The 15717-nt window shown below is 59.9% G+C and carries 11 protein-coding genes and 1 pseudogene; 4 read left to right on the forward strand and 8 right to left on the reverse strand.

All coding sequences use genetic code 11. The annotated features are described in order from the left end of the window. Positions 1–66: 66 nt before the first annotated feature. Entirely contained in the window at positions 67–600 is a 534-nt protein-coding gene (locus KX729_RS30015; RefSeq protein WP_219746132.1) for a DUF6118 family protein, read from the reverse strand. Beyond that, a complete protein-coding gene (gene traA, locus KX729_RS30020) occupies positions 584–3895 on the reverse strand; it encodes a Ti-type conjugative transfer relaxase TraA (protein WP_219746133.1) in 3312 nt (1103 codons plus the stop codon). Before traA ends, KX729_RS30015 begins: the two co-directional genes overlap by 17 nt. 286 nt (positions 3896–4181) lie before the next feature. Between traA and KX729_RS30025 the strand changes: the two genes are divergently transcribed. The 3 genes from KX729_RS30025 to KX729_RS30035 all read left to right on the forward strand — a co-directional run bounded on the left by KX729_RS30025 (position 4182) and on the right by KX729_RS30035 (position 7211). Continuing rightward, complete coding sequence (locus KX729_RS30025) at positions 4182–4469, forward strand: mobilization protein (protein WP_219746134.1); 288 nt, start codon at positions 4182–4184, stop codon at positions 4467–4469. Between the two features lie 8 nt (positions 4470–4477). Continuing rightward, complete coding sequence (locus KX729_RS30030; protein WP_446692525.1) at positions 4478–6115, forward strand: type IV secretory system conjugative DNA transfer family protein; 1638 nt, start codon at positions 4478–4480, stop codon at positions 6113–6115. Between the two features lie 166 nt (positions 6116–6281). Continuing rightward, complete coding sequence (locus KX729_RS30035) at positions 6282–7211, forward strand: nucleotidyltransferase and HEPN domain-containing protein (protein WP_219746177.1); 930 nt, start codon at positions 6282–6284, stop codon at positions 7209–7211. A 1589-nt stretch (positions 7212–8800) separates the two neighbouring features. Here KX729_RS30035 and KX729_RS30040 read toward each other — a convergent pair. From KX729_RS30040 to KX729_RS30070, 6 genes and pseudogenes are all read right to left on the reverse strand, one after another. Then, a complete protein-coding gene (locus tag KX729_RS30040; protein ID WP_219746180.1) occupies positions 8801–9157 on the reverse strand; it encodes a hypothetical protein in 357 nt (118 codons plus the stop codon). 129 nt (positions 9158–9286) lie between these two features. Then, entirely contained in the window at positions 9287–9595 is a 309-nt protein-coding gene (locus KX729_RS30045; protein ID WP_219746136.1) for a DUF736 domain-containing protein, read from the reverse strand. A 645-nt stretch (positions 9596–10240) separates the two neighbouring features. Beyond that, positions 10241–11164, reverse strand: a complete 924-nt coding sequence (locus KX729_RS30050; RefSeq protein WP_219746137.1) for an ArdC family protein — start codon at positions 11162–11164, stop codon at positions 10241–10243. Between the two features lie 267 nt (positions 11165–11431). After that, the gene (locus KX729_RS30055) at positions 11432–12019 is read right to left on the reverse strand and encodes a hypothetical protein (protein ID WP_219746138.1); all 588 of its coding nucleotides are present in this window, start codon (positions 12017–12019) and stop codon (positions 11432–11434) included. An 851-nt stretch (positions 12020–12870) separates the two neighbouring features. Next, a pseudogene (locus KX729_RS30065) lies at positions 12871–13572 on the reverse strand (plasmid partitioning protein); the annotation flags it as partial. A gap of 224 nt (positions 13573–13796) precedes the next feature. Further along, positions 13797–14594 (reverse strand): AraC family transcriptional regulator, encoded by a 798-nt coding sequence (locus KX729_RS30070; protein WP_219746139.1) that lies wholly within the window; start codon positions 14592–14594, stop codon positions 13797–13799. A 100-nt stretch (positions 14595–14694) separates the two neighbouring features. Here KX729_RS30070 and KX729_RS30075 point away from each other — a divergent pair, with 100 nt between their 5' ends. Beyond that, positions 14695–15630, forward strand: coding sequence for an NmrA family NAD(P)-binding protein (locus KX729_RS30075; RefSeq protein WP_219746140.1), 936 nt, complete (start codon positions 14695–14697; stop codon positions 15628–15630). The last annotated feature ends 87 nt before the right edge of the window (positions 15631–15717 follow it).

Genomic DNA, 15717 nt, shown 5'->3' on the forward strand with positions numbered 1-15717 from the left:
ACAATAAAGTATTTGATACTCCCATAGACGCTCTACGCGAACAGCGGATATCCCTAAATCGTCATGTCATCCGAATACTAAAAGTGCAACCAAAATCCCCATCAGAAAACCACCAACGCCTACAGCCCACAGCCACCGATCCCGCTCACGACGCCCTCGATCTCGCCGCGCGAGGTCACCCAGGTCACCAACAGCCCGCTCGAATTCCCGGTTTCGACTTTCCATCACCCGCCCCAGATTCTGAGACGCCTCGTCAGCAATCCTTTGGAAAATTCGTGCGTACTGCTCCGGATTGGTTTTTAACGCCACTGAATCCATGAGCGCCAAGAGATGTTCGGCACTCGCCACCTGAACTTCCAGGATCCGGTCGAGCTTCAGTGCGGTAGTCTCTGCCTGTTGCGAGAGTTCGAATTTCTCGAAGGCAATCTCGAGAGCCTTGCGGATGATCGTCATTTCGGCGCCCAGTTGCGCACCATGCTTTTCGACAGCGCGACGAAGGTCCTCGAACGCTTTGACCGCGTCATCTGCATCGTCCTGCTCGGACTCCGGTATCGCATCATTAGGCATATCTCTTCTGACCTCACTACCGCTCGAAACCATCGTCGCGTTCTCGTTCGACCTCACGTACTCGCGAGCGAGCAGGCTTTTCTCCAACTACTGGGTTCGCCTGGCCATCGTAGGAATGGTGCGCTTGCTCTTGCACTTCGGTGACCCGATCAAGGTTCTTTTGCTGCAGGACGGTTCGACTTGCATCGGAACTAGTCAGATCACGATCGCCTATAGACAGCCGCCGGCCATTGACACGCAGTTCGGCCTGCGACGCAATGTCTGGCTCATCCCTGCCCGCCTGTGGAGGCTCGCGGCTCGGCGTCAATCGCAGACCTGAGAACATCCCACGCTTCGGCGCCTGATCCATGCCTTGTGGCTCGGAAGCACTCCGCTCCTCGGTGCGGAGATCGCTAGGTCTCTGCCCTCTGGACAATTTCAGGCCAGCAAACGAGGCACGGCGCACCGGCGGATTTTCACTTACGGTGAAATTGTTCTGCATCGCGCCTCTCTCGGCTCCCGGCATCGACATCTGGTTCGCTCTAGCGGCACCATGTTGTGCCCGCCCGACGCCCAGGTCACTCCTGCCATCTTGTCTCTGCGCAATGCCGTGACCGATATCGATCTCGCTCGTCACCGCGCTGCCCGTGCCAACACCTCGGTGATGCGCAAAGTCCTGAGCGTAGTCTAGAGTCGTTTCCTTTGCGCCCGAGCGGCCGAGGCGGGCTTCGAGACCAGCGAACGCGACATCCGCCGCGTCGCGCACTTTCCAGGAATTCCGTTCGGTCACAGTTCCGTCGGGAAGCCGCACCATCTCGGAACCGGTATGCTCAAGCCCGAGCTTATCACCCGGTTGTGGATTGGCTTGCGCCATCGCAGCCGCAAGACCCACGCCCCAGGTCGTGTGCCGCTCCCCACGATCACTCTCGAGCGTCACGAAATAACTCTGTCGATTTTTCGGGTCATGTTGATAGGGAGCGGAACCATGCTCGACCAGCCTGCCAACCCCGCGATCGGCAAACTCATCCTTGCCCGCATAAAGCTGTACGTCATCACGATGGCGCGTCATGGCCACATAAGTCAGGTGCCGATCCATTGTCTTCGACGCCAGTACGAACGCCTGATCGACCGTCGTGCCCTGGTTCTTGTGGATCGTCGTTGCATACCCGTGGTCAAAGGCCTGGTAACTTTCGCTCGGTACAACGACGAGGTCGGCCCCTTCCCCGGCACCAGAATTCCGGCCGTCGAGCGAAACAAGTAGTGCGTGCCGCTCGGCGGTCCGGACCGTTCCCAGCATGCCGTTCTTCACGCCGAGGTCCCGATCGTTCTGCAGGAACACGATCCGATCCCCCGACGCAAACGAGCGCGTGCCGTCATTCGTCTGATACGCGAGCTCGCCATTCTCCTGTCCGCGCGCCAACGTGCCTCGCTCCTGAAGCTCCGAACGAATGGCGCCGTTCAAGGCCCGGACATCGGAGCGCCGATGCGCCATCGCAACCCGGCTGCCTTGTGGCCGCTCATCGCGATCCGCCAGATAGTCCTGAACGATCGCCCGCCGTACATCGTCACTTGTTTCCGCGAGCCGAATGTTTCCATGTGCGCGATAGGCGGCAAGCCCTTCGGCCGTTCTGTGCGTCGCAAAGTCGACGGACGCGTCCCGCTGCCAGTCGATCCGTTGACGACGGACTTCGGAAAGTTCCGCGTGGCCGATCCGCTCGGCGATCGCCCGGAACGGCGCGCCGGCCCCGATCGCCTGCAGCTGTTCATGATCACCGACAAGGACGATCTTTGCGCCGCGTGTCTCGACCTCATGGACGAAACGAGCCAGCTGACGGCTGCTCACCATGCCTGCCTCATCGATGACGAACACATCTTTAGCGCCGAGCCGATCGGTTGGCTGTACATCGCGACCGACCGGTTGGCTCTGGTTATCGGGTTGATTGCCCCTGCTCTGCACCTGCCATCGATATTCCCAGGACGCCAGCGTGCGGCTCTGGATCCCGGATGCCTGCTCCAGTCCCTCGGCCGCCTTGCCCGACAAGGCGGCGCCATGAACACGATACCCTTGCGCCTCCCAGGCCTCGCGCGCCGCAGACAACATCGTACTCTTGCCGGCCCCCGCAAAGCCGACGACAACGGAGATCTGTTCCGGCCCTGTCAGATGCCGGATTGCGTTGCGCTGTTCATCCGAAAGCCGGGGCACTGAAGCACCGTGACTGCCATGCCCTAGCTCCTCCCCGGATGCAGCCAGGCGCAGGCTAAAATCCTGCCGATCGATGGCCCGATCGACATGACGCCGACCGACGTAGTGGTTGCGTCTCCCGTTCATCCGTTCGGCAGCCGCAGCCATGCCGAATTCCGTGTCGATCATCTCGCGCGTCGAATAACGCGCCAGCTCGAGTTCGCCCGTCGTTCCATCGATGCGTTCGGCCTGCAGCTGCACCAGTGCCGGCGAAGCCATGACCGATGCAAACGCATTCTGAAAACCCTGCGCATCGTCGTTGATATAGCGATTAAGCGTGCGGGCGATATCATGCCTGTCGAACACACTCTTTTCATTGGTCAGAAGTGTCAGAACCTGTTCAGGCTTTTGACGAATGAGGTCGGCGTTTCGCTTCGCAGCCTCTGCGTCGAGCCGCGCCCGGGAAACCTCCATTCCGCGGCGCTGAACCTGTGTTGCATGAACACCGAGATGTTCGGTCGGCTCAAGCTCAAGACCGCGCTCCTGATGCGAGCGATGATCGATGCGAATGTCCAGTCCGGCTTTCGCGAGATGCTCGTTGGCATGATGCTCCCAGGATTGCCGGATATCGCGAAGCTGCATCTGCGATGTCGGCAGGTTGTTCGCGAGCAGCCATTTGTTCTCCCGCTCAATCAGCGTCTTGTCGCCAAGCCCCTCCGGCGTGACCACCCGGGTCGTCATCATCAGATGCGCATGATGATTACGAACGTCGCTTTCCTCATGCGGCTGGTGGATCGCGAAATCGACCGCGGCGCCGTATCGATTGGCGAGATTACGTGCAAACGACCGTGTCAGTTCCAGCCGCTGGTCTTCCGACAGTTCATGCGGCAGGGCGATCTCGATCTCACGGGCGACGCGCGCATCCTTGCGACCCTCCACCAGCTCCGCCGCGTTCCACAATGCCGACCGGTCGGGCGCCCATTCCGCGTCGATACTGTCGGGAAGCACGATCTCGGCATGCGCCACTCCGCGCTTGTGGGTAAAGTCATGGGTGATCCCGTCACGCTCATTGGTCAATTTCTCGCCGGCACGATAGGCGGCCGAGGCAACAGCACTCCGGCCCTTGCCCCGCGAGATCACCTTCATGCTTGCATGATAGATCGCCAACGCCGCCTGCCCTTCCGATCACCGATCGGCGCATCTGAGTTGCGCAGCAACTCGTAAGTGCGCCCTTCAAAACTCGAAAATCAGCCCTCAGCCACCCTCCTCAGGCGCTCTTGCCAGGCCGAAATCGACAGAAGATTGCTTCGATTTTCTACCACAGCGAGACTCTTCTTAGAAGCGACTTAAATCAGCGGTAGCGCATTTGTGATCATGTATTAGGTTGTGTGATACTCAAGCGCTGCTACCATCTACCGACTGCTTCGCTCAAAGGACGATCGAGGAGGTTAGAATGTCGCGCAAAACCATCGAAGAGCGACTGGCGCAGCTCGACGCGCAGAAAAAAAATCTGCAGGCACGTCTCAACACCCAGGAACGAGCGAAAGACACGCGCCGCAAGGTGCTGCTCGGATCGCTTATTTTGGAACGGCTTGATGGCGTTGAAGATCGCTTCTCTGCCGACCTGCGTGAATGGCTCCGGCGTGAACTGCCAGGTTTCCTGACTCGGGACAACGACAAGGCGATCTTCGGCGATCTGCTGAAGTCTTTAGCGCCTAGCAGCGAGGGCGCGTCGCCGTGAACTCGGCGATCCTCGCATGGGCAGCATTCAGGAACATGCTGCGGGCTGCCCGGCGTGATCCGGTATGGGCAATCACGGCTGTTGTGCTTTCGCCGATCCGGGTATGGCGACATATTTTTGCGGCGACGCTCACCGTCCTGATTGTCGGGGTCGTGCTGTCGATTGTCGGCGGCCTCATCCCGCCCTCCTACGCCATCCTTCGCAACATCGCCGCCGCCATCATCGTCGTCTTCATGGTCTGGCTCGCCTTCAGGCTTCTGAGCGATCCGCTGATCCAGCACTTTGGTACTGTCGATGCCGAGACACATGGCAGCGCGCGGTTTGCGACCAACAAGGAGATTGGCAAACTTTCGAATAGCGCATCCGGGCTGCTGATCGGCCGCGACAGCAAGACCGGAAGCCTGCTGCGTTACGACGGCTCGGCTCATCTGATGACCATGGCGCCGACACGCACCGGCAAGGGTGTCGGGACGATCATTCCAAACCTGCTGACCGCTGACCGGTCGGTGATCTGCATCGACCCGAAAGGCGAGAATACACGTGTCACCGGACGTGCGCGCCGCTGCTTCGGTCCGGTGTTTGTCCTCGACCCTTTCGGCATTACCCATGAGCCGATGGCGGCGTTCAACCCACTCGACCAGTTCGATCCGGAAAGTCTCGATCTCGTCGATGATGCCGGCACACTTGCCGATGCGCTGGTGTTCGACGAACCCGGCATGGCGGGCGAGGCGCACTGGAACGAGGAAGCAAAAGCACTGATTACCGGATTGTTGCTTCACGTCGTTACGACCGAGCCGGCAATCCGGCGGACTCTCATGACGCTGCGGGAATACCTGACCCTGCCACCGGATGCGTTCAAAAAACTCCTGGCCGAGATGCAGCGATCGCCTTCAGCCGGCGACCTTGTCGCGCGCGCCGCCAACCGGCACCTTGGAAAATCCGATCGCGAGGCCGCGGGTGTGCTTTCGGCCGCCCAGCGGCACACGCATTTTCTCGACAGTCCGCGTATGGCGCGTGTGCTCGGTCGCTCGGATTTCCGGTTTGCGGATCTGAAGCGCGCCCATCAGACGATCTTTCTTGTGCTGCCGCCGGACCGTCTGTCGACCTACTCTCGCTGGCTCCGCCTTATCGTTACTCAAAGCCTCCTCGAAATGGCACGAACAGCTGACGCCCCGGACGTGCCGGTTCTCTATCTGCTCGACGAGTTTGCAGCGCTCGGGCATCTCGCCCCGGTCGAGCGCGCGATGGGACTAATGGCCGGCTATGGCGTACAACTCTGGCCGATCCTGCAGGACGTGCACCAGCTGCGGGCACTCTATGGCCAGCGCGCCGGCACCTTTCTGTCGAATGCCGGCTTGCTGCAGGTTTTTGGCGTCAACGATCATGCCAGCGCCAAACTGGTTTCCGATCTGCTCGGGCAAGAAACGGTGGTGTTTCAGGCTATGGGAAGGGCGCTGGATTCGGAGCAGTCCGGGATCAGCTACAGCGAGCAGCATGTTGCGCGCCCTCTCCTCACCCCTGATGAAGTTCGCAACATGTCGTCGAGGGGAGAATTGCTGTTCCTCGCAGGCTGGCGGCCGATCCTTGCGCTGAAGCTCTGCTATCACAGAGACAAAGAGTTTTGGGGGAGGTTCGACACGCCATGATCAGTCGTGATGTAAGGTTTCTAGGGACGAATCCGCAACTAGCAGTCTTGGCTGAAATGCGGGCAGCCTTTGGTGCTTCCAGAGATGGCCTGATCTCTGTAGATAGACCGGGCGGCGCGACGCGTCGGCATGCGGCGGATGAATGGAGGGACGGTCCGATTACATGATGAAGTCTTCCGTCGATCACATGCCGCAACGCAAGCAGCGCGAGCTCGAGCGGGCTCTTGAAATTCTTCACGAGGAGTTCGAGGACGCCCTGAAAGAGGGTACTGCCGGCTTCAAGAAGCGCGGCCGCATTCTCAAGATCATTCTGTTCGGTTCCTACGCCAAGGGCGGTTGGGTGGACGAACCCTTCACCATGAAGGGCTACCGATCCGACTTCGATCTGCTGGTCATCGTCAACGACCGCAGGCTCTGCGACTTCGCGACCTACTGGTACAAGGCTGCCGACCGGCTGATCCGTGAAAAATCGATCGAGACGCCGGTGAGTTTTATTGTCCACTCGAGGCGCGAGGTGAATACCTATCTCAAGGAAGGGCAGTACTTCTTCTCCGATATCCGTAGGGAAGGCATCGTCCTCTACGAACTCGATGATGAGCCGCTGGCGGAACCGGAGGCGCTTTCCCCTTACGACAGTCTCAGGCTGGCGAAAGGTCACTTCACACAGAGAAGCAGTGAGGCAACGGCCTTCCTTTCCACGGCGAGATTTCAGGCCACTAACTCAGAATCACTCGGCGATGCCTGGGGAAATTTAGCTGCATTCAGTCTGCATCAGGCTCTTGAGCAAGCCTACTCTTGCGTTCTGTTAACCCTCACCAACTACGGCCCAGCATCGCATAATCTGAAATTTCTTCGCTCGATGGCGGAAGGACAGGATCGCCGTCTGGCAGAAGCATTTCCGCGAGATCAGCATCGCGAACGGGCATGGTTCAACACGCTGAACGAGGCCTATGTGAAGGCCCGATACTCGAAACATTACGAAATCAGTTCCGAAGCCCTTAACTGGCTTGCGGAACGCACATCTGTGCTGCTTGAGCTCGTCAAGCAGGTTTGCACGGAACATATCGAAGCACTGAAGAGAGATATCCACGACTAGTTTCCGCTGCAGCGACGAAGACGCGCTCGTGCGGGCCCGCCGGGCCAATGAATAAAGAAGAGTATCGGAGAAATCAGCATCGCGCCGCCCTGGCGGGATTTCGGGAGTTCGCGACACGCCCCAAGCGGTTCATGGTCAGCCGCAGGAGCCTCAGCGTAACGTCCGCAGGGAGGCTGGACCGACTGGCCCCGTTTTGGGGCGTTCCTTTTATCGACAAGCCGTGCTGGAAAGCGGAGATACTGGAATGACCTTTGAAGATTTTTTGACCGCACCTGCAGCAAATCCCGGGTGGGTGACTGCCAGACTGGAAACGGCGGATCTATCTGGACGTCGGCTTACTCGGCGCGAGTCCCACTCTGCATCAAGGTGTTACCCAGTACGCTGCGAGAGTGTGCCAGGAATCTTCTGAAAACTGGATCTTCGACGCGTATCGGTACGACCCAGTTGAAATTGTTGATAGTGAGCCGCCTGACGCTCTCTTTCGGCGTCGATTATCGTCTTTGCCCCAGCTGAGCTTGGCTCAATCTCCGACTAATGGAGGTACCTATGGGCGAGCAGAAAACGACATCACCAAGACCGAGCGCAAGCGGAAATATTTCGGAGAGACGCACCGCGTTGCAACGGGAGCATCCTGGCAAATGCTTGAATCGTCGCGGCAAAAAACGGAGCGGCTACGGGCGTTTGCGGTTAGCCAAGGGCCAGCCGAATGACGCTTGAGCACAAAGCCGAACTCCTTGCGGGTTCTCCACGTAGACAGGTCGGCGCCGAACAGCTGGTCTGTTAAAGTTTTCGTCTTCGCTAAAATCGCTTGGGTCGCTCAAGCCGGGGATGGATTCGGATTGTCCCGTCGACATAACGAGCGTGAAAAGACCGATATATGGCGCTCTACCGCTTCGTGACGGGCGTAGCGCGACTAAAACGCGGTCGACCTAAAGCCGGCTCGCCCAGTTCGCTTCGTGCCCCGATCGAGTATCCACGATAATGAATCAAAGCCAACCGACCGATTTAAAACAGCCCGAGGACCCCAGAGGGGACGGCGGCGGCGGGCGAAGCACAGCACCCCAATGACAATGAGATAGTCGTCGGCATCCTGATCACCATTGAGAATTCATCGCGGAAAGGCGGCTCGGCCAGAGGCCGAGCCTGTCGGCGCTCACTCGCGCCGTTCCCATTCGGTCTCAATATTACATTCGACATTGACGAAGAAGGGGATCTTGATGGCGATCTTCAAACCGAGCATGCCCTTGCGGGAGAGGTGACTGACGACCTTGCCAAGGGTGCGAAGGCGGCGGCCGGTGGCGCTGAGGATTTTGCGAGCTGTTGCATGATGGATCTCCTGTTGATTGCGTTTTATTGCGGGATGAAAAGCGAACCCAAAAGGAGGGCCGCACCCACAGGGCCGAAGCGGGGCGGAGGACCTGAGGGCGCCTGAATTTGGTGCTCAAGGAGCCGCGGCCAAGGAAAATTCTGGCGTCATCAGGTTGCGGCCAGACGTTCGAGACGCACCATCCCCGATCTCGATAAAATGAGATCAACAGGAGAGCTTCGGCAGTGCGTGAGGGGTACGCGACGTGATTTGACACCACTCGTCAGAACGGTGGCTCCGCGTCGACACGGGCGTTTAGCTCGGCAATCGTCAGCGTCAATTCCGCCTGTGCGAGATCGAGCTCTTTTTCGATCTGGCGGCGCTCGCCAGAATCGACAGCATTGCGCAATTCGGCACGAAGTTCTTCGATCTGGCGTTCGAGTTCAAAGGTCATCGTCTGATCTCCTATGTGAAAGACGATCAGCGGCGCCGGATAGGGAATGACGTTGTCAGGGATCGCGAGAGCGACCGGCAGCGCCGGGGAGTGGGGGAGCCGATTTCGTGTTGGCGGCTTCGCAGCCAATTCGAAATTGGGGGCACCGCTCATCCTTGACGGCGGCAATCCCGTCGGCATCATCATCAGGTACTGAGCAGGTTTCCCTCCTCTCCGTATGGCACCGAAAAAAGCCGGACCTGGCTCGATGCCTGGTCCCGCTTTGATAACGGTAGAGGAAAAGGCTCCGCCGGCGGCGGAGCCTCATGATATCAATCAATCCCGGTTCGGGCGGGACCAAATGAGCTGGAGGCCATCCTCGCCTTCGACCTCGGCGAGCGTTGCGTAGATCGGGGCAGGGAAGCTCGGATCGTCGAGTTTGACCGAGAGGTAGTCGCGGCCTTGCTCGGAGGTCTTCTGCCAGGCGGCGCCCAGTTCCACGCTACCCGCGTAGACGCGGAACTGCGGGCCCTTGTCGGAAGGGTTCTCGACCCGGGCGATGCGGGCTTTGACGTTGAGGGCGAGAGTGCGGATGGAGCCGGTGAAGCCGCTTTCGGTAGAAGTGAAGGTGCCGATGGTTGCCATTGTCGTATTCCTTTTCTTAAGTTCGGGCCGCGCCCATCGCGGTCTCGATGGCTGTCGCAAAGATCGGTGACGATCGGACCGCACCCGATAGGGCCGTAATGAAATGGAGGGCGGCAAGTCGCAGATTTGTTAGTGGGAGAGGAGGAGAGCGTAGCCTTCCGGGGTAAGAAATCTGCGAGTTGTCGTTGCGGGAAGACGATCGAGGCGCAGCCGTTCTCCGGTCAGACATGCCTCATCGAGCTTGCAGATGGGTTGCCGGAAACTCTGACGCAAGGGGATTTGGCAGCGGCATTCCGGTGCATTCGCCTTGGGCACGAAGGGCATCGTGCGCCACGCCTACTTCGACCGCCGTTGTTGCCTGCCTCAATCGAGCACAAGCGTTCCTGCCAACATTGCGCGTTTGCTGATGCGCCCTGTGCGATATCGTTGCGCTCGCGAATCGCAGCCTGGAGGATCAATGCGTCAGCAGACCAAGCCGTTCATCGTCGAACGCAACCGTCCCGCAGACCCCAAGCGCACACTGCAACGCCGTCGATCTGAAGGCTGAGTGCTGACATTGCACAAGGTCTCAAAGCCCAACTGGATAAGGACCAACATGATATGGACCACGCGGCCGCCACCGATGGTGACGACCGCGCTTGAAATTCAGGCCGCAGCCTTCATATCCGTTTCCGGCTGCAGCGAATGCAGAAAGCTCACGGCGCGCTGTGCATGGGCGGCTGCCTGAAAGATCGCGCGCTTGTCGTTGGCCAGAACCGAAAGCCAGGACTGCAGATAGGAAGCGTGATCGGGGCGCGGCTCGAGTTCCGGCGCGATCCCGAGATCAGCGCAGAGGAAGCAACTGCCAAGTTCGGCAATGAGTTCTTCCCGCGCCCGCTCCGTTCGGTCCCTGGCATAACGCGACAGGTCACGTCCGACACGATGCTCCGCCGCTGTCCAGTGGGTCGCCTCATGGCTTAGGACGGCCGCGTACCCGGCAGCATCGCGAAACGTCTCAAAGGGAGGCATCTGGATATAATCCATTCCCGGGGAGTAGTAGGCTTGATTGCCGCCGTGCCGGATGACCGCGCCGGTATTGCGGAAGAAGCGATCGGCGCTCTCGATCCGGTCGATCGGATCAGGCACCTTGGCCGCTGGCGCGTAATAGCCGTCAGGCAAACCCTCGATCTGCTCGACGTTGAACACTGAATAGGCCTTGAGGAACGGGATCTCCCGATCCACCTCATTACCGTTCCAGTCCGCTTCAGATCTGGTGAAGCGGCTGGCGAAAACAACGGTTGAGCCGGTCTCGCCTTTGCGCACCGCCCCTCCCAGTTCGAGGGCCTGCTTGAAGGTCATCCACATCGACGAGGCGAAGCCACGCGACATCTGCTCCGACCACAGGAGCAGAACGTTCATGCCCGAATAAGGAAGGCCGTTGTGGCGCAGCGGCCGCGAGATACGACCATCGGTGTTGGCGGCACTCCACGGCCTCATCCAGGGGCGGACGCCTTTTTCCAGATCCTCGACGATCCGATCGGTGATCCGCGTGTAGATGTCCGCCCGACCCTTTTCTGATTTGTTTGTCATGACTTCTCTCCTTTCATGAACCGCGCCTATCGCGGTCCGTCACGGAGGTCCGAAGTCAGGGGCCGATGGTGGCCTTGCACCGAAGGCCGTAACAGCGTGGAGGACGGCAAAGCCGTTGCATGGGCGCCCGGCTCCTGCAGGACCGCCGAGCGGGACGAGCCGCGATAGGCGCGTTTCCAGTTTCCTTTCAACATGAGAAAAGGCCGGCGCTGTGGGCACCGGCCTTGGAGCAGTAAAGGAAGGCGGGGGGCGACCCCGCCAAGTGCGTCATCCGAAAGCGGCCATCTGAACCTCGGCCGCCTTGCGGTCGAGGGATGCACCCGGGTTTTCGACCGGGCGGTCGAAGGGCTTCCAGGTCTCGCCGACGACCTGCTCGTAGGCGGTCACCGCGCCCTCGGCTGCCATGCGCAGCGCATGGGACTGGATACCCATGTCGGCCGCGAATTCCCGCTTGCGCTGGGCGGCGCTATCATAACCTCCCGGACCATCGAGATCTTCATCTCTGGCATCGTTCGATGCCTTGGCAGTCGCGTCGCGCGCTTCGGTGACCGCACGGGAGTAGAACTGCCCGGCGCCGTGCGCCGATCCGACGAAGGCCCCGACGATGCGCTGCAGGTGGATTTGCATGGCTCTTTCGCCCAAACCTTCGGAGAGATTGTCGGCGGTCTCGACGATAAGCCGCTCATGCAGGCTGCGGATGCCCTCGCTGTCGACGACCGTGGTGCCAAAGCTTTCGGCAATCTTGAGCGCCTGGGAGGCATCGGGGCATGAAAGGCGGACCATTTCGAGGGTTGCTCCTTTACGGAGTTGCGAGACCCGTGCGTTGGAGCGGTTGGGAGTTGGTGGCTTGGCCATATCAGTTCCTTCCTTGGCTGCCGAAGCGGTTCCGGCCCGTGCCGGTCTGCCCTTCGATGCGGTTGACTAAGAACCGGCAATGGACGGGTGGCTTCACAGGTCCGATCCGGCTGAACCAGCAGGGCAGGTTTGCGGGCCAGCAGGTTTCGACCTGCTTGGGACCGCGAGCTTGCCCTCGCGCAGAGAGGCTGGATCGGCCGCTCCGCGGCGCGACAGCGGCCTTGAAACGCCCGGCTGCCGGTTCAGACCGCAGCGAACAAGAAGGGCAGTCCAGCACGGCCCGATATCTGGCTCCAACGGGAAGGAACAGACATGGCCAAGCCCACCATGCCGACGACATCAAGCCGGGCATGTTCAGCACCAGCGGCTTCGTTTCCGGGTCTGCCTATGTCGCCGGATGATGCAGAGGTCGCTCATCGCAATGCTGCAGTTCACCGATGACGCTCTCTTGCATCGCCAGCCTGCGGTGGATCATGTCGAGTTCGACCCAACGCTTGAAGGTGAGGCGGTCAACGACTCCTGCTCTCAAGTACGACGACCCAATCGACGACACGCTCGGTTCCGGCTTTCACTGTCGCCGCCTGCCGTCCCGCGCGCGCTGTAATTTGCCGGGTCAGACATTCCAGATGCCGCTGGCTCTCTCGCCGGGCGACGATTGCTTTCGCTAGCGGTTTAGAAGCGCGTACGTTCATCATCGCCCATCCCCAAGCTTCGCCAGCCGATGAAGGCGGACGGCCCGTCGACGGAAAGGCCGTCCGCACTGGTGGCGCACTCCACCCCCGAAAATCGGGAGTGGGTCCTGCCATGTTCGACTGGGAGACGACAATCATGCTGTCCCTCTGATCGAAGCCAGCGTCATCCTCTTCGTGGTCGGAGAGATCGGTATCGCGCACATCGTCCTGATCCGCTGCCTCGTTGACCTCCCCTTCCTGGTCTTCAGCGGAGCCGTCAGCGTGACCGGCGTCGCGCGGCGACGCGCCGAGAATATCCGTAGCTGAGCTCGCCCGGATCCAGTCGAGCAACTCGTCGGCTGGCGGTGCGAAGCGCGCCGAAGCATGGACGAAGTGCTCCACGAGCGCTGAACGGGTTTCACGAACCTTGGGCCGTGGCTGCACGGACGCCTCGGTGCACGATGCTTCCAGTGCCTGGCGGGACAGGCACAAGAGGAACTCCTCCGAACCCATGTTCGGCAAGTATCCGTCGGCACCGATCGCCTCGCTGGCGATGCGTGAAACCGTGCCGCTATTAGACATGCCGCGGCGGCACGACAGAACTTCAATCAGCACCGCGCGAACGGCGACCCTGAGCGTGTCCTGGTCGAAGGCGAGCTTGCCATGCTCATCAAACAGAGCGACCGCATGGCGCGAAAAGCGCTTGCCGCCATAAAACGTCCCATCTGCGCCGGAGTCCACTCCGACTTCCTGCCCGACAAGGGCCAGAACCATAAGCGCCATGAGCATGTCATCCTCGATTGGCGCGCGGCCGAGCGCGTTGTGTAGCGCATCTGTGCGAAAATCGCCGATCATGTCATGGCCTGTCCTCCGGAGCGGGGGCGATCGACGCCCGTTTGAGCGGCCTCATGCTCGTCTTGAGCTTCGACCAACGATGTCTGCGTCACCAGAAAAAATGGCATGTTTCCCAACGGAGTGTTTTGGTGCAGATCTCAGCCGCAAAGCAGTTGCAGTCAAGGTGCAGCACCTCATTTGCGGTCGCCTCCGATACAGAAAGGCGCTGGACCCGTGAGGGGAGTGCATTCATTATGTCGGACGTCAACGTCTCAACCGCGCTCGCCGCTCACAAGCCGATCGGCAAAGTAGCGCGATGGCGTAGTCCCGAGGACCTTTTTGAACATGACGATAAAGGCGGTCGTGGATTCATACCCTAAGTCGCCTGCCACCTGTTGGACTGTCGCACCGCCGGCAAGCTCCCGCAGCGCGATGACGAGATGGAGCTGGCGCCGCCAACGGCCAAAGCTCAACCCTGTCTCTTGAACCATAAGCCTCTTTAACGCTCGCTCACTGACCGCGACATACTCAGCCCATCGATCGACGGTCCGACGATCGCTCGGATTTGCCAAAAGCGCCGCAGCGATCAGGGCGATTTTTGGATGATCAGAGACAGGTAGCTCCAGCCTCTCACGCGGCATCAACGCGAGCTCATCAAGCATGACCGCCACGAGGCGATCGAAATGAGCGTCTGGCACGTCCCTTTCCGGTAGGTCCGCTACCCGGTGGATCATTTCCCGAAGCATCGGCGATACCGAAAGCGTGCAGCATTCATCCGGAAGCTTCGCCGCGCCGGGCTCGACAAACAGGTATGTCAGACGAGCATTGGACGTGACCTGATTGCTGTGAGGAATGCCGCCGGGCACCCAAAGTCCACAGTCGGGTGGAACGACCCAGACCCCGCTTTCCGCGGTGCAGGTTACCGCGCCATGCAGCGCCAGGATCAGTTGACCCTGCGGGTGCTGGTGCTGCACCCCCTCGGCTTGATAATCGGCGAAGTCCACTCTGAACGCCATCGCCGGCCCGTGCGATAGGCTCAGATCTATGGCGGTGCTGCAGGTTGGCTTCATCTAATTTTGGCCTGATTTCGAGATCATATGGCATCATCTCCACTTTCGCCCATCAAGCAATCCATTAAGAATCGGCTCGGCAAACTGTAGGAGATGAGCCATGCGCATTGCTGTGGTTGGGGCGACCGGCAGGATCGGTGCCAGACTGACCGAGAACCTCTTGGCCAAAGGCCATTCAGTCAAAGCTCTTTCGAGAGGAGGGCCTGCCCTCGATGCACTTGTCGCGAAAGGAGCAGAGCCGTTCCTTGGTAGCTTCGACATGGGCGATGGTGAGCTTGGCGGGTTCTTCAAAGATGCCGACGCTGCGTTCCTGATGGTTAAAACCCTTTGGCAGGCGGAGGACTTTCATGGGCACTACCCTGCGGTAGCGCTTCGATTTTTCGATGCACTTCGGGATTCGCCGGTGAAGTTTGCCGTGAGCCTGACCGCAATGGGGTCCGAGCGCAGTGGAAATACCGGCCATTTCCAGGGCTTCCATATCCTGGATGAGATCCTCAACCGGTTACGCGACATCAAGCTGGCGCACCTGCAGGGTGGCTGGTTCATGGAGGACCTGTCCAGATGGGCGGATGCAATCGCGCAGCACGACAGAATCGGCTTTACACTCGCTCCTGATGTCAAAGCGCCTTGGGTTTCCATTCGGGACCTCGCGGATTTCGCGGCAAAGGAGTTTGACACGCCGACTGACCAGCACCGGTCCGTAAAGCAACTGGGCATCGATTACACGATGACCGAGATCGCCGGGATCATCGGCCGGGTGCTCGGTAAGGAGTTGGATTATCGCTTCGTCGATCCGAGCGATCGTGAGGTTGAAACGGTCTTCCGGGAGAGATTCGGAACGCTCGATCGTTGGGTCTATGACAAGAACACCGCGGCGGCGCTTAACGAGGGGCGGGTCAAGTTCCACGATGATCGTCCGGCGCTACCCACGACGATGGAAGACTTCATCAAGGACGCCCTCAGACCGCTGATCGAGAAGGCGCGGACGGAAGGCGCCAAACCAGAGACCTTCCTGACGTGGTGCTCGCAAGGATAATGGCCGAGTTAGCTGCCCGAAAGCTAGTGCGGCACAACTCGCTCCGGATTGTCAGATGAGGGGAACGAAGAATAAAAAAAATGGGCC

It is taken from the genome of Neorhizobium populisoli (genome assembly GCF_019430945.1).
GTDB lineage: Bacteria > Pseudomonadota > Alphaproteobacteria > Rhizobiales > Rhizobiaceae > Neorhizobium > Neorhizobium populisoli.

Excerpts from the sequence above, each read along its gene's own strand:
- KX729_RS30015 (WP_219746132.1), bottom strand. The coding sequence starts at position 600 with ATGGTTTCGAGCGGTAGTGAGGTCAGAAGAGATATGCCTAATGATGCG.
- KX729_RS30070 (WP_219746139.1), bottom strand. The coding sequence starts at position 14,594 with ATGAAGCCAACCTGCAGCACCGCCATAGATCTGAGCCTATCGCACGGG.
- KX729_RS30045 (WP_219746136.1), bottom strand. The coding sequence starts at position 9,595 with ATGGCAACCATCGGCACCTTCACTTCTACCGAAAGCGGCTTCACCGGC.
- KX729_RS30050 (WP_219746137.1), bottom strand. The coding sequence starts at position 11,164 with ATGACAAACAAATCAGAAAAGGGTCGGGCGGACATCTACACGCGGATC.
- KX729_RS30025 (WP_219746134.1), top strand. The coding sequence starts at position 4,182 with ATGTCGCGCAAAACCATCGAAGAGCGACTGGCGCAGCTCGACGCGCAG.
- KX729_RS30055 (WP_219746138.1), bottom strand. The coding sequence starts at position 12,019 with ATGGCCAAGCCACCAACTCCCAACCGCTCCAACGCACGGGTCTCGCAA.
- KX729_RS30075 (WP_219746140.1), top strand. The coding sequence starts at position 14,695 with ATGCGCATTGCTGTGGTTGGGGCGACCGGCAGGATCGGTGCCAGACTG.
- KX729_RS30040 (WP_219746180.1), bottom strand. The coding sequence starts at position 9,157 with ATGATGATGCCGACGGGATTGCCGCCGTCAAGGATGAGCGGTGCCCCC.
- KX729_RS30035 (WP_219746177.1), top strand. The coding sequence starts at position 6,282 with ATGAAGTCTTCCGTCGATCACATGCCGCAACGCAAGCAGCGCGAGCTC.